The organism is Pararhodobacter sp. SW119 (assembly GCF_017811755.1).
Lineage (GTDB): Bacteria > Pseudomonadota > Alphaproteobacteria > Rhodobacterales > Rhodobacteraceae > Pararhodobacter.
Genome location: NZ_JADDJF010000001.1, coordinates 334,787 through 358,008, shown reverse-complemented (window position 1 = coordinate 358,008; position 23,222 = coordinate 334,787). Strand labels below are relative to the sequence as shown.

Genomic DNA, 23,222 nt, shown 5'->3' with positions numbered 1-23,222 from the left:
CAAGCTTGAGCAACCTGCCTTTTGGCCCTCAATCCTCCCCGTACCCCCCGGCGGTCGGCGTGATCACCGTCACCGCCTCGCCCGCCTCCAGCACCGTCTGGTCGCAGCCTTTCAACTGCTCCACCTCGCCCGAAAGCCGGCGCACCAGCGTGCGCCCCTTCTCACCCGGCCCGCCGCCCGCCACGCCCTGCGGCGCGCGGTTGCGGTGCGAGGACAGGATCGCGCAGTCCATCCGTTCCAGAAACCGGATCGTCCGCGTCGTCCCGTCGCCCGCGCGCCACTTCCCCTGCCCGCCTGAGTCCGGCCGCAGCCCGAATTCTTCCAGCAGCACCGGAAAGCGCAGTTCCAGCACCTCGGGGTCGGTCAGGCGCGAATTGGTCATGTGGACATGCACGCCCGAGGTTCCGTCGAACCCCCGCCCGTCGTTCATGCGCCCGGCGGGGGAGCCCGAACAGATCGTCTCGTAATACTGGTACTGGTCGTTGCCGAAGGTCAGGTTGTTCATCGTCCCCTGGCTGTTGGCGATCGCCTCCAGCGCGCCAAAAAGGGCGTTGGTGACGTGCTGGCTGGTCTCCACATTTCCCGCCACCACCGCGCGCGGATATTCCGGCGCCAGCATCGACCCTTTCGGCACGATGATCCGAATGGGGCGCAGGCAACCCGCGTTCATCGGGATCGGCGCCTCCACCATCACCCGGAAGACGTATAGGACAGCGGCACGCGTCACCGGCTCGGGCGCGTTGAAGTTGTTTGGCTGCGCGTCGGACGTGCCGGTAAAATCCACAGTCGCCTCGCGCGCGTCGCGATCGACGGTGATCTGGACGCGGATCATCTGGCCGGTGTCGGTCTCGTATTCGTAGCGACAATCCTCCAGCCGGCCCAGCAGGCGGCGCACCTCCTCGGCGGCGTTGTCCTGGACATGGCGCATATAGGCCTGCACGACATCCAGGCCGAATTCCCCGACCATCTTGCGCAACTCCGCCGCACCGCGCTCGTTCGCCGCGACCTGCGCCTTCAGGTCGGCGACGTTCTGGTCGGGGTTGCGGCAGGGATATTTGTGGTCGGTCAGCACCCGGCGCAACTCCTCCTCGCGCAAGCGCCCTCTCTCGACCAGCTTGAGGTTGTCGATCAGCACGCCTTCCTCGTCCACGGTCGTTGCCAGCGGCGTCATCGACCCCGGCGCGGTGCCGCCGACATCGGCGTGATGCCCGCGCGAGGCGACCCAGAAGAGCACGTTTTCCTCGGCATCGTCGAAGACCGGCGAGACGACGGTGATGTCGGGCAGATGCGTGCCGCCGTTGTAGGGCGCGTTCAGCGCATAGACGTCGCCGGGGCGGATTTCCGGGTTCAGCCGGATCACCGTTTCGACCGAGCGGTCCATCGAGCCCAGATGCACCGGCATGTGCGGGGCGTTGGCGACCAGCGCGCCGTCAGCATCGAAGACCGCGCAAGAGAAATCCAGCCGCTCCTTGATGTTCACCGAATGGGCGGTGTTCTGCAGCGCCACGCCCATCTGCTCGGCGATGTTCATGAAAAGGTTGTTGAACACCTCCAGCAGGATCGGATCGGCGCGGCCGGCGCCCACCACCTGCGCCCGCTCGGCCGCCCGGTAGCGCTGCATCAGGACATGGTCGCGGGCGGTGATTTCGGCGCGCCAGCCGGGCTCGATCACGATGGTCTGGTTCGCCTCGATGATCAGCGCGGGGCCGGTGACGATGGCGCCGGGGCCGAGGCTTTCGCGCCGGAAGACGCCCGCCGCGTGCCAGTCGCCCCCGGCGAAGATTTTCGTCTTCTCGTCGGGGTCGGGTTCGGTTTCCTCGGTCGCCCGTTCAGGCTCTTCGGTGCCGGTGGGGCGGGCGTCGTGGGCCTGCAGGTCGATGGCCTCGACGGTAATTTCCTTGTCGTCGTAGATGAAGCCGAACTGCGCCTTGTGCGCGGCCTCGAAATCCGCGCGGGCCTTCTTCAGGTCGCGGTCGGCGAAAGGCACCGGCAATGCGGTGTCGGTGCCGGCGTAGCGCAGCATCAGGACCGGCAGCCATTCGGTCGCGTCATTTGGCACGCCTTGGTCGTCCAGATCGCCGGTGACCTGGGCGCGCAGGTCGTCGATCAGCGTGTCGATGGCATCGGTCGAGTTGGGCGCGAGCGGTTTCAGCAGCGCTTGCTGGCGGCTAGCCGAGACCGTCGCCAGCCCGATCCCGTAGGCCGAGAGCAACCCCGACAGCGGATGGATCAGCACCGACTCCATCCCCAGCGCATCGGCCACGAGGCAGGCGTGCTGGCCCCCCGCGCCACCGAAGGAATTGAGCAGGTAGCGGGTCACGTCATAGCCGCGCTGAACGCTGATCTTCTTGATCGCGTTAGCCATGTTCTCGACCGCTATCTTGAGGAAGCCCTCGGCGACCGCCTCGGCGCTCTTGCCCTCGCTCTCGGCGATTTCGGCGAATCTCTTTTCGACCACTGCGCGGTCCAGCCGTTGGTCCTGCCCGGGTCCGAAGATCGCCGGGAAGAGGTCGGGGTTCAGCTTGCCCAGCATGACATTGGCGTCGGTCACGGTCAGCGGCCCGCCGCGGCGGTAGCAGGCGGGGCCGGGGTCGGCGCCGGCGCTGTCGGGGCCGACGCGGAAGCGGCCGGGTTCGGCATGCAGGATCGACCCACCGCCCGCTGCCACCGTGTGAATCCGCATCATCGGCGCGCGCATGCGGACGCCCGCGACCTCGGTATCCAGCGCGCGTTCGTAGTCGCCGGCGCAATGGGCGACGTCGGTGGAGGTGCCGCCCATGTCGAAGCCGATGACCTTCTCGTGCCCCGCCAACCGCGCGGTCTGTACCATGCCGACGACGCCGCCGGCGGGGCCCGACAAGATCGCGTCCTTGCCCTGGAACGCCTCGGCCGCGGTCATGCCGCCCGAGGACATCATGAATTGCAGCGTCGGGCCGTCCTGCCCCGCCGGGGTCGCCCCCAGCGCGTCAGCGACGCGGGCCACGTAGCGGCGCAGGATGGGCGAGAGGTAGGCATCGACCACCGTGGTGTCGCCGCGCCCGACCAGCTTGATCAGCGGGCTGACCTCATGGCTGACCGAGACCTGGCCGAAGCCCCTGCCGCGCACCAGATCGGCCAGCGCCGCCTCGTGCGCGGGGTTCTTCCAGGAATGCATCAGGGCGATGGCGACAGCGTTGATGCCGTCGGCCTGCGCCTGCTCCAGTTCCGCGCGCAGGGGGGCGAGGTCGAGGTCGCACTCGACCGCGCCGTCGGCGCGCAGGCGTTCGTCCACCTCGACCACGCGGTCGTAGAGCTGTTCGGGCAGGGTGATTTCCTTGGCGAAGATGTCGGGCCGGGCCTGATAGGCGATGCGCAGCGCGTCGCGGAAGCCGCGGGTGATCAGCAGCAGGACCCGGTCGCCCTTGCGCTCCAGCAGCGCGTTGGTGGCCACCGTCGTGCCCATCTTCACCGTGCCGATGCGGTCGGGGTCGATCTGCCCGCCCAACAGGCGGCGGATGCCTTCTATCGCGGCGTCGTCATAGGCGCCGGGGTTTTCGGAGAGCAGCTTCAGGGGGTGCAGCGCGCCCGCGGGATCGCGGCCCACCACGTCGGTGAAGGTGCCGCCGCGGTCGATCCAGAAGTCCCAGCGCCCCGCGGTCTGACCGCCACCCTGCCCGTTCCCGTCCATCACTGCCCCCCTATTGTCTTGCCTGTCTTGAAATTCGGCGGGCCATTGTCAACGCTGTTTGACGCCGATTTTGGCCCCGTGGCGGCGCGTTGGCGGGGTTCAAACGCGCTGGTCCGCTAGCGGACCAGAGATCAATACGCTGACATTGAACATTATTCCTCGTGATCGCAACCTTTTCTTAACCGTTCGCCGCAGGCGTTTCAGAACAGCGCCCGCGGCAGCCAGGTCGCGATGGGGGGCGCCAGCCAGATGATCAGGATCGCCACGACCTGCAGCAGGATGAAGGGGATCACGCCCCGGTAGATCATGCCCGTCGTCACGCTTTTGGGTGCCGCGCCGCGCAGGTAGAAGAGCGAGAAGCCGAAGGGCGGCGTCAGGAACGAAGTCTGCAGGTTCACCGCGATCAGGACCGCCAGCCAGATCGGGTCATGCCCCATCAGGATCAGTGGCGGGATCAGCAAGGGCAGCAGGATCACCGAGATCTCGACGAAATCGAGGAAGAAGCCGAGGACGAAGACGAAGGCCATGGCGAAGATCAGCGCGCCGGTCGGGCCGCCGGGCAGCCCGTCGAGGATCGCGGCGACGCGATGCTCGCCCCCCAGCCCGACGAAGACCAGGCTGAAATACGACGCCATCAGGATCGTGGCGAAGATCATCGCGGTGACGATCATGGTCTGTTTCAGCGCCGGGATCATCAGCCGCTGGCGGCCAAGCGCGAAAAGCGCGAAGGCGACCGCGATCATCCCCCAGAGGCCCATCGCGCCGTAAATCGCGCCCAGCGTGAACTCGAAGGTTCCCGCATCGCTGCGTTGTAGGCGCACGGGCAGGACGCCGGCCGCGACGGCCAGCGCCAGCAGCGCCGCCGCGCCCGACAGGATCAGCCAGCGCGGCGCACCCTGCCGGTAGCCGGCCAGCAGGATCGCGCCGATGGCGCCGACGCTGGCGGCCTCGTTCGGCGAGGCGATGCCGCCGAGGATCGCGCCCAGCACGGCAACGATCAGGATCACCGGCGGCAGGATCGCGCCGAGGATCTGCGGGGTCGAGACCGCTTCGACCCGTTCGCGCATGGCGGGGGCGTCATCCGGGCGCAGGAAGGCGCGCGCGAGGATGTAGCCGATATAGATCGCGACCAGCAGGAACCCCGGCATCAGCGCCGCGGCAAAGGTCTGGCCGACCGAGATCGTCTCGATCGAGAAGCGGCCTTGGGCATATTGCGCCTGCTGGAAGGCCGAGGACATGACCTCGGCCAGGATGATCAGGAGCGTCGAGGGCGGGATGATCTGGCCCAGCGTGCCTGCGGTGCAGACCGCGCCGGCGGCGAGTTTCGGGTCGTAGCCGTTGCGCAGCATCGCCGGCAGCGCGATCAGCCCCATCGCCACCACGGTCGCGCCGACGATGCCGGTGGAGGCCGCCAAGAGCGCGCCGACCAGCATGACCGAAACGCCGAGGCCGCCGCGCAGCTGGCCGAAAAGCCGGCCCATCGTCTCCAGCAGTTCCTCGGCGATGCGGGACTTTTCCAGCACGACGCCCATCAGCACGAAAAGGGGGATCGCGGTCAGCACCGGGTTGGTCATAATCCCGAAGAAGCGCTGACCGAGCGCGCCCATCAGGTTGATCGGAAACGCATCCAGCCACCAGCCGAAAAGCGCGAAGGCGGTGGCGACGCCGGCAATGGTGAAGGCCACGGGATAGCCCATCAGGATGAAGACGATGAGCGCGGCGAACATCAGCAGATCAAGCGGCATCGACACCCTCGCGCAGGCGGATCAGATCGCGGATCAGCGCCGAGACCCCTTGGATCAAGAGAAGCACGCAGAAGGCCGGGACCAGCGATTTCAGCAGGAACGCGGCCGGGATACCGCCGACCGAAATGGGGCCTTCGAGGATCGCCCAGGACCGCCGCACCATCGGCCAGGACCAGTAGAGCAGCATGATCAGCGCCGGGCCGAGCAGCGCCAGATGGCCGAAGATGTCGACCAGTGCCTGCCCGCGCGGCGAGAGTTTCGCGTGGAAGATGTCGACCCGCACATGCCCCTGCGCCCAGAGCGTGTAGCCCGCGCCCAGCATGAAGATCATCGCGTGCAGGTAGAGCACGCCCTCGCCCCAGAAGATCGAGGCGACGCCGAAGACGTAGCGCATCAGCACCAGCACGAATTGCAGCAGCACCATCGCCAGCGCGAGCCACATCACCACCGCGCCGGCCGCGCGGTTGATCCAGTCGAGGCTGTCGGCAAGGCGTGCCACGGGAGCGACTCCGGTTGCGGGAAGAAGGCGGCAGGCGCGCAGGCGCGCGCCTGCCGGGCGGATCAGCTTTCGCCGCCGTAGGTGTAGTCGAGCCCGCGCGCGGCAAGTTGCGCGGCCTCGGCATGGGCCATGTATTCGACCATCAGGTTGCGGTAGTCGAGGAAGCTTTCGGTGATGCGGACGACCAGCTCGTCGCTGTCGTCCAGCATCTCGTCCAGCACCTCGCCCATGGCGTTGCCCATGGCGATCACGATCTCCTCGGGCCACTGGCGCACCTCGGTGCCGCTGGCGATCAGTTCGCGCAGGGCCATCGCGTGGCGGGTGTTGTATTCGGTCAACACCGGGTTGTAGAGGCTTTCGGCGGCGTACTGGACGGCCTGCTTGAGGTCGTCGTCGAGCGCGTTCCAGGCATCGAGGTTGATCGCGCATTCCTCGGCCGAGGAGGGCTCGCCCACGCCGTTGTCGTAGTAATAGGGCGCGACCTGCTGGAAGCCGAGGGCCGAATCCGACCATGGCCCGATGAATTCGCCCGCATCGAGCGCGCCCGATTGCAGCGCCTGGAACATCGCCGGGCCGGGCATCGCCTCGACCGCGACGCCGAGTTTCGACATCACCTCGGAATTGAGGCCGGTGGTGCGGTAGCGCAATCCGCGCAGGTCGTCGACGCTGGTGATTTCATTGCGGAACCAGCCGGCCCATTGCGGGCCGGAGTTGCCGCAGAGAAAGGGCTTCAGGTTGAAGCGGGCGTACATCTCATCGTAGAGTTCCTGCCCGCCGCCATGCAGCATCCAGCCGTGCTGCTCGATCGCGTTGAGGCCGAGGGGCTGCGAGCCGAAGAGAAGGATGCCCTTGGATTTCGATCCCCAGTAGGCGGGCACGGCGTGGTAGATGTCGGCGGTGCCCTCGCCCACTGCGTCGAAGACGCCGGGGCCCGGCACGATCTCGCCGGCGGCGAAAAGCTCCACTTCGAGCCGGCCGCCGGAAAGCGTGGTGATCCGGTCGGCCAGCATCTGCGCGGCCACCCCCGGCCCGGGCAGGTTGCGCGGCCAGGCCGAGACCAGGCGCCAGCGCGTCACGTCCTGCGCGATGGCTGGCGCGGCAAGGCCGGTAGCGGCGGCGCCGAGGGTTGCGGCGCTCAGAAAGGCACGTCTTTTCATGTCAGTCTCCCCTGTTTGGTTGGTCGGTCAGTCTTTCAGTATCGCCGGCAAATTGAGCCCGTGTTCGCGCGCACATTCAATGGCGATGTCGTATCCCGCATCGGCATGGCGCATCACGCCGGTCGCCGGGTCGTTCCAGAGCACGTTGGCAAGGCGCCGGTCGGCATCCTCGGTCCCGTCGCAGCAGATGACCATCCCCGAATGTTGCGAAAAGCCCATGCCGACGCCGCCGCCGTGGTGCAGGCTGACCCAGGTGGCGCCGGATGCGCAATTGAGCAGCGCATTGAGCAAGGGCCAGTCGGAAACCGCGTCCGATCCGTCCTTCATCGCCTCGGTTTCCCGGTTGGGGCTGGCGACGGAGCCCGAATCGAGGTGGTCGCGGCCGATGACGACCGGCGCCTTCAACTCGCCCGTGCGCACCATCTCGTTGATGGCAAGGCCCGCCTTGTGCCGGTCGCCGAGGCCGATCCACATGATCCGCGCCGGCAGGCCCTGAAAGGCGATGCGCTCGCGCGCCATGTCGAGCCAGCGGTGCAGATGGTCGTTGTCGGGGAACAGTTCCTTCATCTTCGCGTCGGTCTTGTAGATATCCTCCGGGTCGCCCGACAGCGCCGCCCAGCGGAACGGGCCGACGCCGCGGCAGAAGAGCGGGCGGATATAGGCGGGGACGAAGCCGGGGAAGGCGAAGGCGTTCTCCAGCCCCTCTTCCTTCGCGACCTGGCGGATGTTGTTGCCGTAGTCCAGCGTCGGTACGCCGGCGTTCCAGAAATCGACCATCGCCGCGACATGGGTCTTCATGCTGGCGCGCGCGGCTTTCTCGACGGCCTTGGGGTCGCTTTCCTGCTTCGCGCGCCATTCGCCGACCGTCCAGCCGATCGGCAGGTAGCCGTGGATCGGATCGTGGGCCGAGGTCTGGTCGGTGACCATGTCGGGGCGCGGGCCGCCGGCCTGCATGCGCCTGTAGAGTTCGGGGAAGACCTCGGCGGCGTTGCCGATCAGCGCCACCGACTTCGCCTCGCCGGCCTTGGTCCAGCGGTCGATCATCGCCAGCGCGTCGTCGAGGCTGTCGGCCTTTTCGTCGCAATAGCGGGTGCGGATGCGGAAATCGGCGCGGGTTTCGTCGCATTCGACGGCCAGACAGCAGGCGCCGGCCATGACGGCGGCCAGCGGCTGCGCGCCGCCCATGCCGCCCAGTCCCGCGGTCAGGATCCAGCGGCCCTTCAGATCGCCGCCGAAATGCTGGCGGCCGGCTTCTGCGAAGGTCTCGTAGGTTCCCTGCACAATGCCTTGGGTTCCAATGTAGATCCACGAGCCGGCGGTCATCTGACCGTACATGGCAAGGCCCTTGCGGTCCAGTTCGTTGAAATGCTCCCACGTCGCCCAGTGCGGCACGAGGTTCGAATTGGCGATCAGCACGCGCGGCGCGTCCTTGTGGGTGCGGAAGACGCCCACGGGCTTGCCGGATTGCACCAGAAGCGTCTGATCCTCCTCCAGGTTCTTCAACTCGGCCACGATGCGGTCAAAATCCTGCCAGGTGCGGGCGGCGCGGCCGATGCCGCCATAGACGACCAGTTCGTGCGGGTTTTCCGCGACATCCGGGTGCAGGTTGTTCATCAGCATCCGCAAGGGCGCCTCGGTCAGCCAGCTTTTCGCGTTCAACTCGGTGCCGGTGGGCGGGAAGACATCGCGCAGGTTGTGGCGGGGATTGGTCATGTCAGGACCTCAGGCTGGGGGCCAGGTCGGCCAGGCGGGAAAGGATGGCGGAGAGGACCGGCCGCAGGCGCGCGGCCTTCGTGTCGGAAAGGGCGAAGGGCGGGGACTCGGTTTCCAGATGCGTGATTTGTGCCAGTTCCATCTGGATCGCGTGCAGCCCCTCGGCCGGGCGGCCATAGTGGCGGGTGGTCCAGCCGCCCTTGAAACGCCCGTTGAGGATGTGGCTGTAACCATCTGACTTTGAACAGATTTCGACGGTTGTCGACTCAAGATCGGGTGCGCAAGTCACGCCACCGGCGGTGCCCACGTTGAAATCCGGCAGGATGCCGTCGAACAGAAACGGGATATGCGAGCGGATGGAGTGGCAATCGTAGAGGATGGCGACGCCGTGGCGGGCGCGCACGCGGTCGAGCTCCGCCGCCAGCGCGGCGTGATAGGGTGCATGGAAACCGGCGGTGCGGGCGGCGACCTCGGCGGGCGTCGGCGGTTCGGTCCAGATCGCTTCCCCGTCGAAATCGGTGGTCGGCACCAGCCCCGTCGTGTTCTGCCCAGGGTATAGACTCTCATCGTCGGGGGCGCGGTTGGCGTCGATCACGTAGCGGTGGAAGGTCGCGCGCACGGTCGTAGCATCGGGCAACAACCCCTCGTAAAGGCGATGAATATGCCAGTCGGTATCGGCCAGGACCTGCCCGCGGGGGTTGAGCCGAGCGTGGATCTCTGGCGGCAGCCAGGTGCCGGTATGGGGCAGGCCCAGCACCACCGGGCTGTCGCCACCGGTTACTTCGACGGGCGTCATAGCGCGAACTCCAGATCGGCGGCGCGGACTAGGCTTGCGTTGCGCACCAGTTCCGCCGCCGCCTCGATCTCGGGCGCCAGGTAGCGGTCCTGATCCAGCGCCGGGGCCTTGGCGCGCAGCGCGCCGATGGCGGCCTGCAGGCGCGGTGCGGTGGTCAGCGGCGCGCGGAAGTCGATGCCTTGCGCGGCGCAGAGCGCCTCCACCCCCAGGATCACCGACAGATTGGCGTTCATCCGCTGCAGGCGCCGCGCGCCGTGGGCAGCCATGCTGACATGGTCCTCCTGATTGGCCGAGGTCGGCGTCGAGTCGGTCGAACAGGGATGCGCCAGATGCTTGTTCTCGCTCATCAGCGCCGCCGTCGTCACCTCGGCGATCATGTAGCCCGAATTCAGCCCCGGATCGGGGGTCAGGAAGGGCGGCAGGTCGTGGCTGAGCGTGGGGTCGACCATCAGCGCGACGCGGCGCTGCGCGATGGCGCCGATTTCGGCTAGGGCCAGGGCGATGATATCGGCCGCAAATGCAACGGGTTCGGCGTGGAAGTTGCCACCGGACAGGATGCCGGCGCCAACGACCAGCGGGTTGTCGGTGACGGCGTTCGCCTCGGTCTCCAGCGTCGTCGCGGCGAAGCGCAAGAGGTCCACCGCGGCCCCGGCGACCTGCGGCTGGCAGCGGATGCAATAGGGGTCCTGCACGCGCGCGTCGCCCTCGCGGTGGCTTTCGCGGATCGCGGACCCGGCCATCAGCGCGCGCATCGCCTCCGCGACCTCGATCTGGCCGCGATGGCCGCGCAGGCTGTGGATTTCAGGTTCCAGCGGCGCGGTCGAGCCCATGATCGCGTCGGTCGACAGGCACGAGGTGACGAGCGCGGCCTGCGCGTTGCGCCACCCATCGAAAAGGCCGACCAGCGCCAGCGCGGTCGAGAATTGCGTGCCGTTGATCAGCCCCAGCCCCTCTTTCGGGCCGAGCGTAAGGGGGGTGAGGCCGGCGGCCGCCAGCGCCTTGGCGCCGGCCAAGCGGCGGCCGTCGAAGATCGCCTCGCCCGCGCCGATCATCACCGCGGTCATATGCGCAAGCGGCGCGAGGTCGCCCGAGGCGCCGACCGACCCCTGGGCCGGCACGACCGGCGTCACGCCCTGCGCCAGCATCCCCTCGATCGAGGCGATCACGTCCCAGCGCGCCCCCGAAGCGCCGCGGCCGAGGCTGAGGAGTTTCAGCGCCATCATCAGCCGGGTGGTGCCTTCGTCCAGCGCCTCGCCCACGCCGCAGCAATGGCTGAGGATGAGGTTGCGCTGCAGCGTCGCCGTGTCCTTGGGCGCGATCTTGACCGAGGCGAGCTTGCCGAAGCCGGTGTTGACGCCGTAGACCGCCTCCCCCCCCTCGGCCGCGTCGCGCACGCGGGTGGAGGCGGCCTCGACCCCGGCCCGGGCGGCGGGGTCCAGATGGGCGGGCAACCCCTCGCGCCACAGGCGTTCGAGCGTGTCCAGCGATGTCGCGCCGGGGGTGAGGGTCAGCATGCGCGGCCTCCGAAGATGCGGGAGTGAAGGGGGTTGAAGCCGGTGCGGTAGGCCAGTTCCGCCGGTGTCTCCACGTCCCAGACGGCCAGATCGGCGCGCTGGCCCGGCGTGATCCGCCCGCAATCATCCAGACCCAGTGCGCGCGCGGCGTGGACGGTGACGCCGCGCAAAGCCTCCTCAGGTGTCAGGCGGAAGAGCGTGCAAGCCATGTTCATCACCAGCAGAAGCGAGGTCAGGGGCGATGAGCCGGGGTTGCAGTCGGTGGCCAGCGCCATCGGCACGCCGTGGTCGCGGAAGGCGGCAACCGGCGGCAGTTTCGTCTCGCGGATGAAGTAGAAGGCGCCGGGCAGCAGGACGGCGACGGTGCCGGCGGCGGCCATGGCGCGGGCGTCGTCGTCGGTTGCGTATTCGACGTGATCGGCCGAAAGAGCGTTGAAGCGCGCCGCCAGCGCCGTGCCACCCTGATGCGACAGCTGTTCGGCGTGCAGCTTCACGGGCAGACCCAGCGCGCGCGCCTCGGTGAAGACGCGCGCGATCTGCTCGGGCGAAAAGGCGATGTTCTCGCAAAACCCGTCGACGGCATCGGCCAGCCCTTCGGCATGGGCGGCGCGCAGGGCGGGCAGGCAGACCTGATCGAGATAGTCGTCGGCGCGGCCGGCATAGTCGGCGGGCAGCGCATGCGCGCCGAGGAAACTGGTGCGCACGCGGACCGGGCGCATCCGTTCCAGCCGTCGGGCGACGCGCAGCATGCGCAACTCGGTCTCGACATCCAGCCCGTAGCCCGACTTCACCTCGACCATCGCCACGCCCTCGGCCAGAAGCGCGTCCAGTCGCGGCAGGGCCAGGGCCAGCAGTTCGTCCTCGCTCGCCGCGCGGGTGGCGGAGACGGTCGAGACGATGCCGCCGCCGGCGCGCGCAATCTCCTCGTAGCTGGCTCCTTCGAGGCGCATCTCGAACTCGGCGGCGCGGTGGCCGCCGTGGACCAGATGCGTGTGGCAGTCGATCAAAGCGGGCGTGACCAGCCGCCCTTCCAGATCGGTGCGCTCGGCCGCCCGGTAGGCCTCGGGCAGGTCGGCTTCGGCGCCCGCCCAGACGATCCGGTCGCCGCCGATGACCAGCGCGGCGCGGCCCGTCTCCGGCGTCCCTGCCCCGGCCAGGCGGGCGTTCGTCAGGATGTGGTGTTGCGAATTCACCTTGATTCCCCCTTCATCTTGGATAATTATGTCTATACTTATTATCGAGTCAATGGGGGAGACGCATGCAGACGATCTGGGCCGAACAGGCGCTTCTGGCAAAGGGTTGGGCGCAAGACGTGACGCTGGAGATCGCGGGCGACCGGATCGCCGGGATCGAGCCGGGCACCCTGCCCCAGCCCGGCGCGCAGCGCGTCGGCGCCCTGCTGCCGGCGCCCGCCAACCTGCACAGCCATGCGTTTCAGCGGGCGATGGCCGGCCTGACCGAACGCCGCGGCCCCGACCCGCGCGACACGTTCTGGACCTGGCGGCAGCTAATGTTCCGCTTCCTCGACCGCCTGACGCCCGAGGACGTGCAGGCCATCGCCGCCTTCGTGCAGATGGAGATGATGGAGGCGGGCTATGCCTGCAACGTGGAGTTCCACTACCTGCACCACGCCCCCGGCGGCACGCCCTATGCCCGGCTGGCGGAGATGTCCGAACGCATCGCCGCCGCGACGCAGGAGACCGGAATCGGGCTGACGCTGCTGCCCGTCCTCTATGAATTCGGGGGCTGCGACCGCCGGCCGCTGGGGCCAGGGCAGATCCGCTTCGGCAATGACCCCTCGCGGTTCGCGGCGCTGGTCGAACAGGCGGAAGCGGCGCTGACCCCCCTGCCCGCCGATACGCGCCTCGGCGTCGCGCCGCACAGCCTGCGCGCCGTCTCGCCCGAGGGGTTGGCGGCCTGCATGGACCTGCGCCCCGGCGCACCGCTGCACATGCATCTGGCCGAACAGGTGGCCGAGGTCGAGGAGGTGCAGGCCGCCCGAAGCGCCCGCCCGACCGAATGGCTGCTGGCCAACGCGGCCGTGGACCCAAACTGGTGCCTGATCCACTGCACGCAGATGGAACGCGCCGAGACGCTGGCGCTGGCGGCGACCGGCGCCGTCGCCGGTCTCTGCCCGATCACCGAATCGAGCCTCGGCGACGGCATCTTCGACGGCGTCGCCTGGACTGGCGCGGGCGGGGCGTTCGGCGTGGGGTCGGACAGCAACATCCGCATCGCGCTTTCCGAGGAATTGCGCACGCTGGACTATTCGCAACGGTTGCGGGACCGGTCGCGCGCGGCGCTGGCCACCACCGAGATGTCGACCGGCCGCGTGCTGCTGGACGGCGTCGCGCGCGGCGGCGCGCAAGCCGCCGGCCGCGACGCCGGCGTGCTGGCCGAGGGGAAGCTGGCGGATCTGCTGGCGCTCGACAGCACCCATGTCGATCTGGAGGGGCGGACCGGCGACACGCTGCTCGATGCGTGGATCTTTGCCGGCGACGACCGCGCGGTCAGCGATGTCTGGGCCGCCGGCCGGCACAGGGTGCGGGACGGTCGGCATGTCGCGCGCGAGCGTATTGAACGCGCCTACCGCGCGACGCTGCGGCGGTTGCGGGCGCTCTGATGGACCGGACGGTGACCTGGCAGGCGATCCGCGCCGAGGCTTTGCGGCGGATCCGCGCCGGCACCTGGCCCCCCGGCGCGCGCATCCCCGACGAGGCGGAACTGGCCACCGAACTGGGCTGCGCCCGCGCCACCGTGAACCGCGCCCTGCGTGACCTGGCCGAGGCCGGCCTCTTGGAGCGCAAGCGCAAGGGCGGCACGCGCGTGCCGGTCACGCCGGTGCGCAAGGCCACGTTCGACATCGCCATCATCCGCCAGAATGTCGAGGAACGCGGGCAGCGCCATGGCTACCGGCTGATCGATGACGCGCCGCGCCCGCCGCCGCCCGAGGTCTGCGCAACGCTCGACTGGCCGGCAGGCCCGCCGATGCGCCACGTGATCGCGCTGCACCTGGCCGACGACCGCCCCTTCTGCCTGGAGGATCGCTGGCTCAACCCGGCGGTCGCGCCGCCCGTGCAGGCCGAATTCACGAGCGTCAGCGCCAACGAATGGCTCGTGCGGAACGTGCCCTATTCGGACGGGACCATCGGGTTTACCGCCCGGCCCGCCGATACGCAGGCGGCGCGCTGGCTGGACTGCGCCGAAGGCGACGCGCTGCTGGCCATCGAACGCACCACCCGGACCGAGGCCGCGCCGATCACCTTCGTCCGGCTGACCTACGCGCCCGGCCACCGTGTGGACGCGACGCTCTGACATCGCGGCCCGAGGCGGGGGTACGCGCAGTGCGCATTGCGCCGCAACCTCATGAAGTCATTTGTAAATCGTGTAAATCGCAACGGTTTTTTAACTTCCGGCCTGCAGGTGCGGTCCGAAAGTTTCATTGCGGTTAACGAGGCCGAATAATCCTTTCGGATCAATACCCTGCCAAAGCGTCCAACCTTGGACGCCTGCCCTGCCAAGGGGGCGGGCGGCTCAGGACCCCATCGGCGTCCAGGGCCAGGGCTTGATGTCGCTGGCCGCCGACTGGAAGCGCGCGGCCTTGGCGATCCAGGCGCCGACCATGCAGCCGAAATCGGCCAGTTCCTCGTTCGGCTTGCCGCGGTTGGTCAGCATGATCAGGATCTGCAGCACCGCCACGACCACCAGGATCGTCTGCGCCAGGCTGATCATCGCGGCGATGACGATGATCCACAGGATGCGGGGCCAGACCTCGCGCGGCATCGGGTCGTCGTCGCGCTGGGGTCCGGGTGTGTCGTCTTCCATGCGGCTCATCGCGGCCCCTCCGTCGGTTGTCAGTCGGTTGCCAGTCGGTTGCGGGCCCAGACTGCGCGCAGATGCCGCGTCTGGCAAGCGTTCAGGTCAGCGTTCAGGCGGGTTCGAACGCGATGGCGCGGCGCAGGAAGATCGTCGCGCGGTGGCCCACGGCGATCGGATCGCCGGTGGTCAGAAAGCGGCTTTCCGCGCCCGTGCCCAGCATGTCGGGATGGCGGCGCAGATAATCCTCGAGGCTTGCCGCGACGATGTCGGGTTGCGAATAGACCGCGACCTCGGCGCCAATTGCGGCGCGGAAGACGGGCTCCAGCAGGGGATAATGCGTGCAGCCCAGCACCGCCGCGTCGGGGCGCGGCATCCGGCGCTTCAGCGCGGCGACATGGGAATGGACCAGCGCCTCGGCCAGCAACATGTCGGCTTCCTCGATCGCGTCGACGACACCGCCGCAGGGCTGCGCCTCGACATCTACCCCGATGGCGCGGAACGCGAGTTCGCGCTGGAAGGCGCGGCTTTGTACCGTGGCGGGGGTCGCGAAAAGCGCGACATGCTTCACCGCTACCTCGCGCGGGGGGGAGTTGTCGCCCCATTGGCGTTCGGTCAGCGCCTCGATCAGCGGGACGAAGACGCCGAGGACGCGTTTTTCCGCCGGCACCCAGGTCTCCTGCATACGTCTCAGCGCGGCGGCGGAGGCAGTGTTGCAGGCCAGGATGACCAGATCGCAGCCCTCGGCCCACAGGCGTTCCACCCCGGCGCAGGTCAGCGCGAAGATCTCGTCGGCCTCGCGCACCCCATAGGGGGTGTGGGCGTTGTCGCCGAGATAGACGAAGGGCACGTCGGGCAGACGCTTTTCCAGCGCGGCCAGCACCGTCAGCCCGCCCAGCCCCGAATCGAACACGCCCACCGCCATGCGCCCGCCCTCCGCCGCGTTGTCGCGGCCAGTCTTAGGCAGGAGCGGGCACAAAATCCATTTGTTTTCGCGGCTCTGGCATCATTCCGCCGCCATCGGCACGGGCGCGCCGCCCTGCGCGATGGCGCGCAGCAACTCGGCGCGCCGATGCGCGGCGGCCTTGGCGTTGGCCTCCTTCACCGGGCCGAAGCCGCGGATCTGCAAGGGCAGCAGCGACAGTTCCAGCACCAGATCGCGCGTTTGCGGCGTGACCTTGGGCAACAGATCCGCCATGTCGGATTCGTACTCGCGGATCAGCGCGCGTTCCATCTTTCGCTCCGCGCTGTAGCCGAACGGGTCGAGCGGCGTGCCGCGCAGCACCTTCATCGGCGCGAGAAGCCGGAAGGCGCGCCCCATGGCGGGGCCGAAGCGGCGCTTGCGGGGGCGCCCGTCCGCGCCGGGGCGCGACAGGATCGGGGGGGCGAGGTGATATTCGACGGAGAAGCCGCCGTCGAAAGTCTCGCGCGCCTTGTCGAGGGTCGAGAGGTGCAGGCGCGCGACCTCGTACTCGTCCTTGTAGGCCAGCAGCTTGTGATAGCCGCGCGCGACCGCATCGCGCAGGCCCGCGTCGTCGATCCCGTCCAGCATGCGCCGGTAGCGCCGGGCCAGCCGCTTGCCCTGATAGGCGACGAGGTGCCGGGCGCGAAACTCGACCGGGTCGACGGCGGTAGCCGGTGTGGCCTGGGGACGTAGCAGCGCCTCGGCCGCGTCGGGCTGCACGACGGCCCAGCGCCCGATCTCGAACGCGCGGAGGTTGGGTTCCACCGCCGCGCCGTTGATCTCGATCGCCTGGCGAATGGCGGCCAGCCCGACCGGGATCAGGCCCATCTGCCAGGCGGCGCCGAAGACGATCATGTTGGAAAAGATCGAATCGCCCAGTGCCACGCGCGCCAGTTCCGAGGCATCGAAGAGTGCCAGACGATCCTGAAGTCGCGCCTCAAGGGAAAGCCGCAGGCCCTTGATCGGCAGGCGGAATTCTGTGTCGCGCGTGAAGCTGCCGGTGATGATTTCATGCGCGTTGACGGCGGCGCCGGTGCGCCCGGTGCGCATCAGGCCCAGCGTGCGCGCGCCGCCGGTGACGACCAGATCGCCGCCGATCACCGCATCGGCCTCGCCCACGGCGACGCGCACGGCGCTGATATCCTCGGGGCGGTTGGCGATGCGGCAATGGATGTGGACGGCGCCGCCCTTCTGCGCGAGGCCCGCCATTTCCATCATCGCAGCCCCCTTGCCGTCGATATGCGCGGCCTGCGCCAGCACCGCGCCGATGGTGACGACGCCGGTGCCGCCGACGCCGGTGATGACCACATTGTGCGTGCCGTCGATGGCCGGCAGCGTGGGTTCGGGCAGGTCCGGCAGGTCCAACGTCTGGGTCGCGGCCTTTTTTACCTTGGCGCCCTTCAGCGTCACGAAGGAGGGGCAGAACCCCTTGAGGCAGGAGAAGTCCTTGTTGCAGGACGACTGGTCGATGGCGCGCTTGCGGCCCAGTTCGGTCTCCACCGGCACGATCGAGACGCAGTTCGACTGCACGCCGCAATCGCCGCAGCCTTCGCAGACATCGGTGTTGATGAAGACGCGCTGGTCGGGGTCGGGGAAGGTGCCGCGCTTGCGGCGGCGGCGCTTTTCGGCGGCGCAGGTCTGGGCGTAGACGATGGCCGAGACGCCGTCGATTTCGGCGAAGCGGCGCTGCACGGCCATCAGGTCGGCGCGTTCGTGGGTCTCGATCCCGGCGGGAAACTCGGAAAAGTCCGGTGTTTCCTTTTCGTCGTGCACCACGGCGAGGTGCTTGATTCCCATGGCTTTCAGTTCGTGCGCGATGCGTGCGGCGGTCAGCCCGCCCTCGTTCTTCTGGCCGCCGGTCATGGCGACGGCGTCGTTGAAGAGGATCTTGTAGGTGATGTTGGTGCCAGCCGCGACGGCGGCGCGGATCGCCTGGATGCCGGAATGGTTGTAGGTCCCGTCGCCCAGGTTCTGGAAGACGTGCTTGCGGGTCGAAAACGGCGCCTCGCCGATCCAGTTCGCGCCCTCGCCGCCCATATGGGTGAAGCCCAGGGTTTCGCGGTCCATCCATTGCGCCATGTAGTGGCAGCCGATCCCGGCATAGGCGCGGCTGCCCTCGGGCACGCGGGTCGAGGTGTTGTGCGGGCAGCCCGAGCAGAAATAGGGCAACCGCGCGGCCAGTTCCGGCGCGTTGTCGGCGCGCTGCGCCTCGCGGATGCGGGCAAGGCCTTCGCGCAGCGCGTCGGTTTCGCGCCCCTCCTCGATCAGGATCTGGGCCAGCTTTTCGGCGATCATCACGGGGTCGAGGGCGTAGCGCGTCGGGAAAAGCTCGACCCTTTGGCCGTTCTCGCGCGCGCTGCCCTTGTGCCAGCCATAGACACGGCGGCCCTGGCGGTCGTCGAACAGCGCCTCCTTGATCTGGACCTCGATCAGCTTGCGCTTTTCCTCGACCACGATGATCAGGTCGAGGCCGTCGGCGAATTCCAGGAAGCTTTGCGTGTCCAGCGGCCAAGTCTGCCCGATCTTGTAAGTGGCGATCCCCAGGTTTTCCGCCTGCGCCTGGTCTATGCCCAGAAGGCCCAGCGCGTGAACCAGATCCAGCCAGTTCTTGCCCGCTGCGACCAGACCGATCTTTGCGCCGGGCCGCCCCCAGACGCGCTTGTCGATCCGGTTGGCGCGCGCGAAGGCTTCGGCGGCGAAGCGCTTGTGGTCGATGATCCGCGCTTCCTGCGCGTGCGGCGTATCCTGAAGCCGGATGTTCAGCCCGCCCTCGGGCAGGGGAAAGTCGGGGGTCACGAACTGCAGGCGGTGCGGGTTTCCGTCCACCACCGCCGTCGCCTCGATCGTGTCCTTCATCGTCTTCAGGCCGACCCAGAGCCCGGCAAACCGGCTGAGCGCGTAGCCGTAGTGGCCGAAATCCAGCACCTCCTGTACGCCGGCGGGTGACAGGACGGGGATGTAGGCATCGACCATCGCCCAGTCGGACTGATGCAGCACGGTCGAGGATTCGCCGGTATGGTCGTCACCCATCGCCATCAGGACGCCGCCATTGGGCGAGGTGCCGGCCATGTTGGCGTGGCGCATCACGTCGCCGGAGCGGTCCACCCCCGGCCCCTTGCCGTACCAGAGCGCGAAGACCCCGTCATAGACCCCCTCGCCGCGCAACTCGGCCTGTTGGGCGCCCCAGATGGCGGTGGCGGCGAGATCCTCGTTCAGTCCCTCCTGAAAACGGACGTTCGCGGCGTCGAGATGCTTGCGCGCGCGGCTCATCTGCTGGTCGACCGCGCCAAGGGGCGAGCCGCGGTAGCCGGTGACGTAGCCTGCGGTGTTCAGCCCCTCCGCCCGGTCGCGCGCGGCCTGCGCCAGCATCAACCGGACCAGCGCCTGTGTGCCGTTGAGAAGAACCGGCGAACTTTCCAGGTCGAAGCGGTCCTCGAGGGTGAAGTGCGATTTTCCCATGATCCCGTCCTCCCAGGCGGCCGCGTTCCAGTCTGCGCCGGCACTATGGGTCAAAAACACTGACCCTTAAAGCGCTTTTCGGTCAATCGGCGCTTTCGTGACCAACGCTTCTGACCTAGAAGAAAGCACAACCGACACGTGCTTCAACCGCAATGATGTGACGCCATGGATTGGGACAAGCTTAGGATCTTCCACGCGGTCGCCGAAGCCGGCAGCCTGACGCATGCCGGCGACTCGCTGGCCTTGAGCCAGTCAGCGGTCAGCCGGCAGATCCGCGCGCTGGAGGAGTCGCTGGATACCACCCTCTTTCGTCGCCACGCGCGCGGCTTGATCCTGACCGAGCAGGGCGAACTTCTGTTCGATGCGACGAGTTCGATGTCCAAGCGCCTGGAAGCCGCCGCGGCGCGCATCCGCGACAGCGAAGAAGAGGTTTTCGGCGAGTTGCGGGTGACCACTACCACCGCGTTCGGCACCCTGTGGCTGGCCCCGCGGCTACCCGCGCTTTATGCCCGCCACCCCGAGTTGAAGATCGACCTGATGCTGGAGGAGCGCGTCCTGGACCTGCCCATGCGCGAGGCCGATGTCGCCATCCGCATGAAGGAGCCGAGCCAGGCCGACCTGATCCGCAAGCGGCTGATGAGCGTGCGCATGCGGCTTTACGCGACGCCGGAATACCTGCGTGCGAACGGCACCCCGGATTCGCTGGTCGACATGGTGAATTTCCGGCTGATCAGCCAGAACCCCGGCGCGGCGCAGGTGATGGCGGGGGCGCAACTCACCCGCGAACTGATGATGCTGCCGATCCGGTCCACCTTCACCGTCAACAATTACTTCGGCGTGCTGCAGGCGGTGTTGGCGAACCTGGGAATCGGGCTGCTGCCCGACTACCTGACCGAGGATTTTCCCAATCTCGTTCGCGTCCTGCCCGAGGTCGAGAGCGCGGAAGTGCCGGTCTTCCTGGCCTATCCCGAGGAGTTGCGGCACTCCAAACGGGTCACGGCGTTTCGCGATTTCGTGCTGGAGGAAGTGATCGCCTATCGCCGCCATCGCAGCATCGATCAGGCGCGGTAAGGCTGCCTCGCCTCGGAGTCGCCAGACGTTTGCCATGCGTGCATCCAGAAGAAATCACTCAACCCAAGGTGAGGCATGCGTGCAACGCAATCCGGGCATGTTGCAACTGCAGCGATGAAAATCTTGCGCATGTTCAGTGATTCGATGTAGCAAAGTGGCTGAGATATTCGGATCTTCCGATATCTCTACCTCCCTGTTGGACTTGGGCCGAGCTTCTGCTCGGCCTTTTTTTTGGCGTCGTTCGTCCGGTCGCGCCTGGCCCCATCGCCCGCATGCGGCGGGAACGCGGCGACAGGGCCTTCCGTCGCCGGCCGGATTGCCCTAAGACGCCCGCAAGCGTTCAGGGGACCTGCCAGCCGCCATGACCGAACCGAAGATCACGCCGGAACTTGTCGCCGCCCACGGGCTCAAGCCCGATGAATATGACCGCATCCTGCAGATCATCGGGCGCGAGCCCAGTTTCACCGAACTCGGCATCTTTTCCGCGATGTGGAACGAGCATTGTTCCTACAAGTCGTCGAAGAAATGGCTGCGGACTCTGTATACCGAGGGGCCGCAGGTGATCTGCGGTCCGGGCGAGAATGCGGGCTTGGTGGATATCGGCGACGGTCTGGCCCTTGTCTTCAAGATGGAAAGCCACAACCACCCCAGCTATATCGAGCCGCATCAGGGCGCGGCGACGGGTGTGGGCGGCATCCTGCGCGATGTCTTCACGATGGGCGCGCGCCCGATTGCGGCGATGAATGCGCTTTCCTTCGGCGCGCCGGACCATCCGCGCACCGCGCATCTGGTCAAGGGCGTGGTCGAGGGGATCGGCCAGTACGGTAACTGCTTCGGCGTGCCGAACGTGGGCGGCGAGGTGCGCTTTCATTCCGCCTACAACGGCAACTGCCTGGTCAACGCCTTCGCCGCGGGCTTGGCCGATGCCGACAAGATCTTCTATTCCGCAGCCTCGGGCGTCGGAATGCCGGTCGTCTATCTCGGCGCCAAGACCGGGCGCGACGGGGTGGGCGGGGCGACCATGGCCTCGGCCGAGTTCGGCGCGGATGCGGAGGAAAAGCGCCCGACCGTGCAGGTCGGCGACCCGTTCACCGAAAAGCGCCTGCTCGAGGCCTGCCTCGAACTCATGGCCTCGGGCGCGGTGATCTCGATCCAGGACATGGGGGCGGCGGGGCTGACCTGCTCTGCGGTCGAGATGGGCGACAAGGGCAAGTTGGGCATCCGGCTCGACCTTGACCGGGTGCCCTGCCGCGAAGAGGCGATGACCGCCTACGAGATGATGCTGTCGGAATCCCAGGAACGCATGTTGATGGTCCTGCGCCCCGAAAAGGAGGACGAGGCGCGCGCGATCTTCGAGAAGTGGGATCTGGATTTCGCCATCGTCGGCGAGACGATCCCCGAGGATCGCTTCCTGATCGTCCACGGCAACGAGACGAAGGCCGACCTGCCGCTGTCGAAGCTGTCCTCGGAAGCGCCCGAATACGACCGCCCGTGGGAGGAGACCCCTGCCCCGCCGGAACTGGGCGATCTGGTCCGCGTCGATCCGATCGACGGGCTGAAGGCGCTGATCGGCAGTCCGAACCACGCCTGCAAGGAATGGGTCTGGCAGCAATACGATCACATGGTCATGGGCGACACCGTGCGCGTGCCGGGCCTGGGTGCCGGGATCGTGCGCGTCCACGGCACCGAGAAGGCGATCGCCTTCACCTCGGACGTGACGCCGCGCTACGTGCGCGCCAATCCCTACGAGGGCGGCAAGCAGGCCGTGGCCGAGGCCTATCGCAACCTGACCGCCGCCGGGGCGCGCCCGCTTGCGTCCACCGACAACCTGAATTTCGGCAACCCCGAGAAGCCTGAGATCATGGGCCAGTTCGTCGGCGCGATCCGCGGCATCGGCGAGGCGTGCCGGGTGCTGGACATGCCGATCGTGTCGGGCAATGTCTCGCTTTACAACGAAACCGATGGGCGCGCGATCCTGCCGACGCCGACGATCGGCGCCGTCGGCCTGATCGAGAACCTGTCCGAGATCATTCCCACCGGACCCGAGGCCGGCGACTGGGCGCTGGTCATCGGCGAAACCCGCGGCCACCTGGGCCAGTCCGCGCTGCTCTACGAGGTCTTCGGGCGCGAGGAAGGCGACGCGCCCCCGGTCGATCTGGAGGCCGAGCGACGGCATGGCGAATTCCTGCGCGACAGCCGCGCGCTGATCAAGGCGGCGACCGACCTGTCGGATGGCGGGCTGGCGCTGGCTGCCTTCGAGATGGCCGAGGCCGCGGGTCTGGGCGTTTCGCTCGACCCCGGCGAAATGGCCGCGCTCTTCGGCGAGGATCAGGCGCGGTATCTGGTGGCCTGCAGCTTCGATCAGGCCGAAGCGCTGATGACCGCGGCCGCGCGCGCCGGGGTTCAGTTGGCCGCCGTCGGCCGCTTCGGCGGCGACAGCGTCCGGCTGGGCACCAGCGAGGCGCCGCTGGCCGATCTGTCGGCCCTCTACCGCAGCGCGTTCGCGCGCGCCATCGGCGACGCTTGATTGCGCCCGCGGGCACGACTACCTTTTCGCCAGAACATCGAGGAAGACCAATGGCCATCACGGCAGAAGAACTGGAAACGCTGTTGCGCGACAGTTTTCCGAACGGGCAGGTCACGATCACCGACCTGGCCGGCGACGGCAATCACTACGCCGCCGAGATCATCGACGAGAGTTTCCGGGGCCTGAACCGCGTCCAGCAGCAACGCGCCGTCTACGCCGCGCTGAAGGGCAAGATGGATGGCAGCCAAGGCGAGCTGCACGCGCTGGCATTGACCACGAAGGCGCCCGAATGAC

General features: G+C 68.0%; 16 protein-coding genes. 5 read left to right on the top strand and 11 right to left on the bottom strand.

From position 1 onward, the window contains the following. Positions 1-28 precede the first annotated feature (28 nt). From IM708_RS01655 to hutI, 8 genes are all read right to left on the bottom strand, one after another. Complete coding sequence (locus tag IM708_RS01655; protein WP_209424557.1) at positions 29-3,667, bottom strand: hydantoinase B/oxoprolinase family protein; 3,639 nt, start codon at positions 3,665-3,667, stop codon at positions 29-31. A 200-nt stretch (positions 3,668-3,867) separates the two neighbouring features. Then, a complete protein-coding gene (locus IM708_RS01650) occupies positions 3,868-5,418 on the bottom strand; it encodes a TRAP transporter large permease subunit (protein ID WP_209424556.1) in 1,551 nt (516 codons plus the stop codon). Further along, positions 5,402-5,911 carry a TRAP transporter small permease subunit gene (locus tag IM708_RS01645; RefSeq protein ID WP_209424555.1) on the bottom strand — a complete coding sequence of 170 codons (510 nt, stop codon included), beginning with the start codon at positions 5,909-5,911 and terminating at the stop codon, positions 5,402-5,404. Before IM708_RS01645 ends, IM708_RS01650 begins: the two co-directional genes overlap by 17 nt. A gap of 62 nt (positions 5,912-5,973) precedes the next feature. Next, the gene (locus IM708_RS01640; RefSeq protein WP_209424554.1) at positions 5,974-7,068 is read right to left on the bottom strand and encodes a TRAP transporter substrate-binding protein; all 1,095 of its coding nucleotides are present in this window, start codon (positions 7,066-7,068) and stop codon (positions 5,974-5,976) included. A gap of 27 nt (positions 7,069-7,095) precedes the next feature. Further along, positions 7,096-8,781 carry a urocanate hydratase gene (hutU, locus tag IM708_RS01635; protein ID WP_209424553.1) on the bottom strand — a complete coding sequence of 562 codons (1,686 nt, stop codon included), beginning with the start codon at positions 8,779-8,781 and terminating at the stop codon, positions 7,096-7,098. Between the two features lies 1 nt (position 8,782). Beyond that, positions 8,783-9,577, bottom strand: coding sequence for an N-formylglutamate deformylase (gene hutG, locus IM708_RS01630; RefSeq protein WP_209424552.1), 795 nt, complete (start codon positions 9,575-9,577; stop codon positions 8,783-8,785). Continuing rightward, a complete protein-coding gene (hutH, locus tag IM708_RS01625; RefSeq protein ID WP_209424551.1) occupies positions 9,574-11,091 on the bottom strand; it encodes a histidine ammonia-lyase in 1,518 nt (505 codons plus the stop codon). The genes hutG and hutH overlap by 4 nt, the downstream gene beginning before the upstream one ends. After that, the gene (gene hutI, locus IM708_RS01620) at positions 11,085-12,248 is read right to left on the bottom strand and encodes an imidazolonepropionase (protein WP_245242943.1); all 1,164 of its coding nucleotides are present in this window, start codon (positions 12,246-12,248) and stop codon (positions 11,085-11,087) included. Before hutI ends, hutH begins: the two co-directional genes overlap by 7 nt. 101 nt (positions 12,249-12,349) lie before the next feature. On the opposite strand from hutI, the gene IM708_RS01615 reads away from it, so the two are divergent. Then, complete coding sequence (locus IM708_RS01615; RefSeq protein WP_209424550.1) at positions 12,350-13,714, top strand: formimidoylglutamate deiminase; 1,365 nt, start codon at positions 12,350-12,352, stop codon at positions 13,712-13,714. Continuing rightward, positions 13,714-14,406: a UTRA domain-containing protein gene (locus tag IM708_RS01610; protein ID WP_209424549.1), complete on the top strand. Its 693-nt coding sequence runs from the start codon at positions 13,714-13,716 to the stop codon at positions 14,404-14,406. Before IM708_RS01615 ends, IM708_RS01610 begins: the two co-directional genes overlap by 1 nt. 219 nt (positions 14,407-14,625) lie before the next feature. Here the strand turns inward: IM708_RS01610 and IM708_RS01605 are convergent, their stop codons facing one another. The 3 genes from IM708_RS01605 to IM708_RS01595 all read right to left on the bottom strand — a co-directional run bounded on the left by IM708_RS01605 (position 14,626) and on the right by IM708_RS01595 (position 19,330). Further along, complete coding sequence (locus IM708_RS01605; RefSeq protein ID WP_209424548.1) at positions 14,626-14,925, bottom strand: DUF4389 domain-containing protein; 300 nt, start codon at positions 14,923-14,925, stop codon at positions 14,626-14,628. Positions 14,926-15,019: 94 nt separating this feature from the next. Beyond that, positions 15,020-15,832 carry an aspartate/glutamate racemase family protein gene (locus IM708_RS01600; RefSeq protein WP_209424547.1) on the bottom strand — a complete coding sequence of 271 codons (813 nt, stop codon included), beginning with the start codon at positions 15,830-15,832 and terminating at the stop codon, positions 15,020-15,022. Between the two features lie 81 nt (positions 15,833-15,913). Continuing rightward, complete coding sequence (locus tag IM708_RS01595) at positions 15,914-19,330, bottom strand: indolepyruvate ferredoxin oxidoreductase family protein (protein WP_209424546.1); 3,417 nt, start codon at positions 19,328-19,330, stop codon at positions 15,914-15,916. A 165-nt stretch (positions 19,331-19,495) separates the two neighbouring features. Here IM708_RS01595 and IM708_RS01590 point away from each other — a divergent pair, with 165 nt between their 5' ends. The 3 genes from IM708_RS01590 to IM708_RS01580 all read left to right on the top strand — a co-directional run bounded on the left by IM708_RS01590 (position 19,496) and on the right by IM708_RS01580 (position 23,221). Then, a complete protein-coding gene (locus IM708_RS01590) occupies positions 19,496-20,401 on the top strand; it encodes a LysR family transcriptional regulator (RefSeq protein WP_209424545.1) in 906 nt (301 codons plus the stop codon). A 361-nt stretch (positions 20,402-20,762) separates the two neighbouring features. Beyond that, the gene (gene purL, locus IM708_RS01585) at positions 20,763-22,928 is read left to right on the top strand and encodes a phosphoribosylformylglycinamidine synthase subunit PurL (protein WP_209424544.1); all 2,166 of its coding nucleotides are present in this window, start codon (positions 20,763-20,765) and stop codon (positions 22,926-22,928) included. Between the two features lie 50 nt (positions 22,929-22,978). Next, on the top strand, positions 22,979-23,221 hold the full coding sequence (locus IM708_RS01580) for a BolA family transcriptional regulator (protein WP_209424543.1): 243 nt from the start codon (positions 22,979-22,981) through the stop codon (positions 23,219-23,221). Position 23,222: the final 1 nt, after the last annotated feature.

Excerpts from the sequence above, each read along its gene's own strand:
- hutH (WP_209424551.1), bottom strand. The coding sequence starts at position 11,091 with ATGCTGACCCTCACCCCCGGCGCGACATCGCTGGACACGCTCGAACGC.
- IM708_RS01590 (WP_209424545.1), top strand. The coding sequence starts at position 19,496 with ATGGATTGGGACAAGCTTAGGATCTTCCACGCGGTCGCCGAAGCCGGC.
- IM708_RS01615 (WP_209424550.1), top strand. The coding sequence starts at position 12,350 with ATGCAGACGATCTGGGCCGAACAGGCGCTTCTGGCAAAGGGTTGGGCG.
- IM708_RS01655 (WP_209424557.1), bottom strand. The coding sequence starts at position 3,667 with ATGGACGGGAACGGGCAGGGTGGCGGTCAGACCGCGGGGCGCTGGGAC.
- IM708_RS01605 (WP_209424548.1), bottom strand. The coding sequence starts at position 14,925 with ATGAGCCGCATGGAAGACGACACACCCGGACCCCAGCGCGACGACGAC.
- IM708_RS01580 (WP_209424543.1), top strand. The coding sequence starts at position 22,979 with ATGGCCATCACGGCAGAAGAACTGGAAACGCTGTTGCGCGACAGTTTT.
- purL (WP_209424544.1), top strand. The coding sequence starts at position 20,763 with ATGACCGAACCGAAGATCACGCCGGAACTTGTCGCCGCCCACGGGCTC.
- hutU (WP_209424553.1), bottom strand. The coding sequence starts at position 8,781 with ATGACCAATCCCCGCCACAACCTGCGCGATGTCTTCCCGCCCACCGGC.
- hutG (WP_209424552.1), bottom strand. The coding sequence starts at position 9,577 with ATGACGCCCGTCGAAGTAACCGGTGGCGACAGCCCGGTGGTGCTGGGC.
- IM708_RS01595 (WP_209424546.1), bottom strand. The coding sequence starts at position 19,330 with ATGGGAAAATCGCACTTCACCCTCGAGGACCGCTTCGACCTGGAAAGT.
- IM708_RS01600 (WP_209424547.1), bottom strand. The coding sequence starts at position 15,832 with ATGGCGGTGGGCGTGTTCGATTCGGGGCTGGGCGGGCTGACGGTGCTG.
- IM708_RS01610 (WP_209424549.1), top strand. The coding sequence starts at position 13,714 with ATGGACCGGACGGTGACCTGGCAGGCGATCCGCGCCGAGGCTTTGCGG.
- IM708_RS01640 (WP_209424554.1), bottom strand. The coding sequence starts at position 7,068 with ATGAAAAGACGTGCCTTTCTGAGCGCCGCAACCCTCGGCGCCGCCGCT.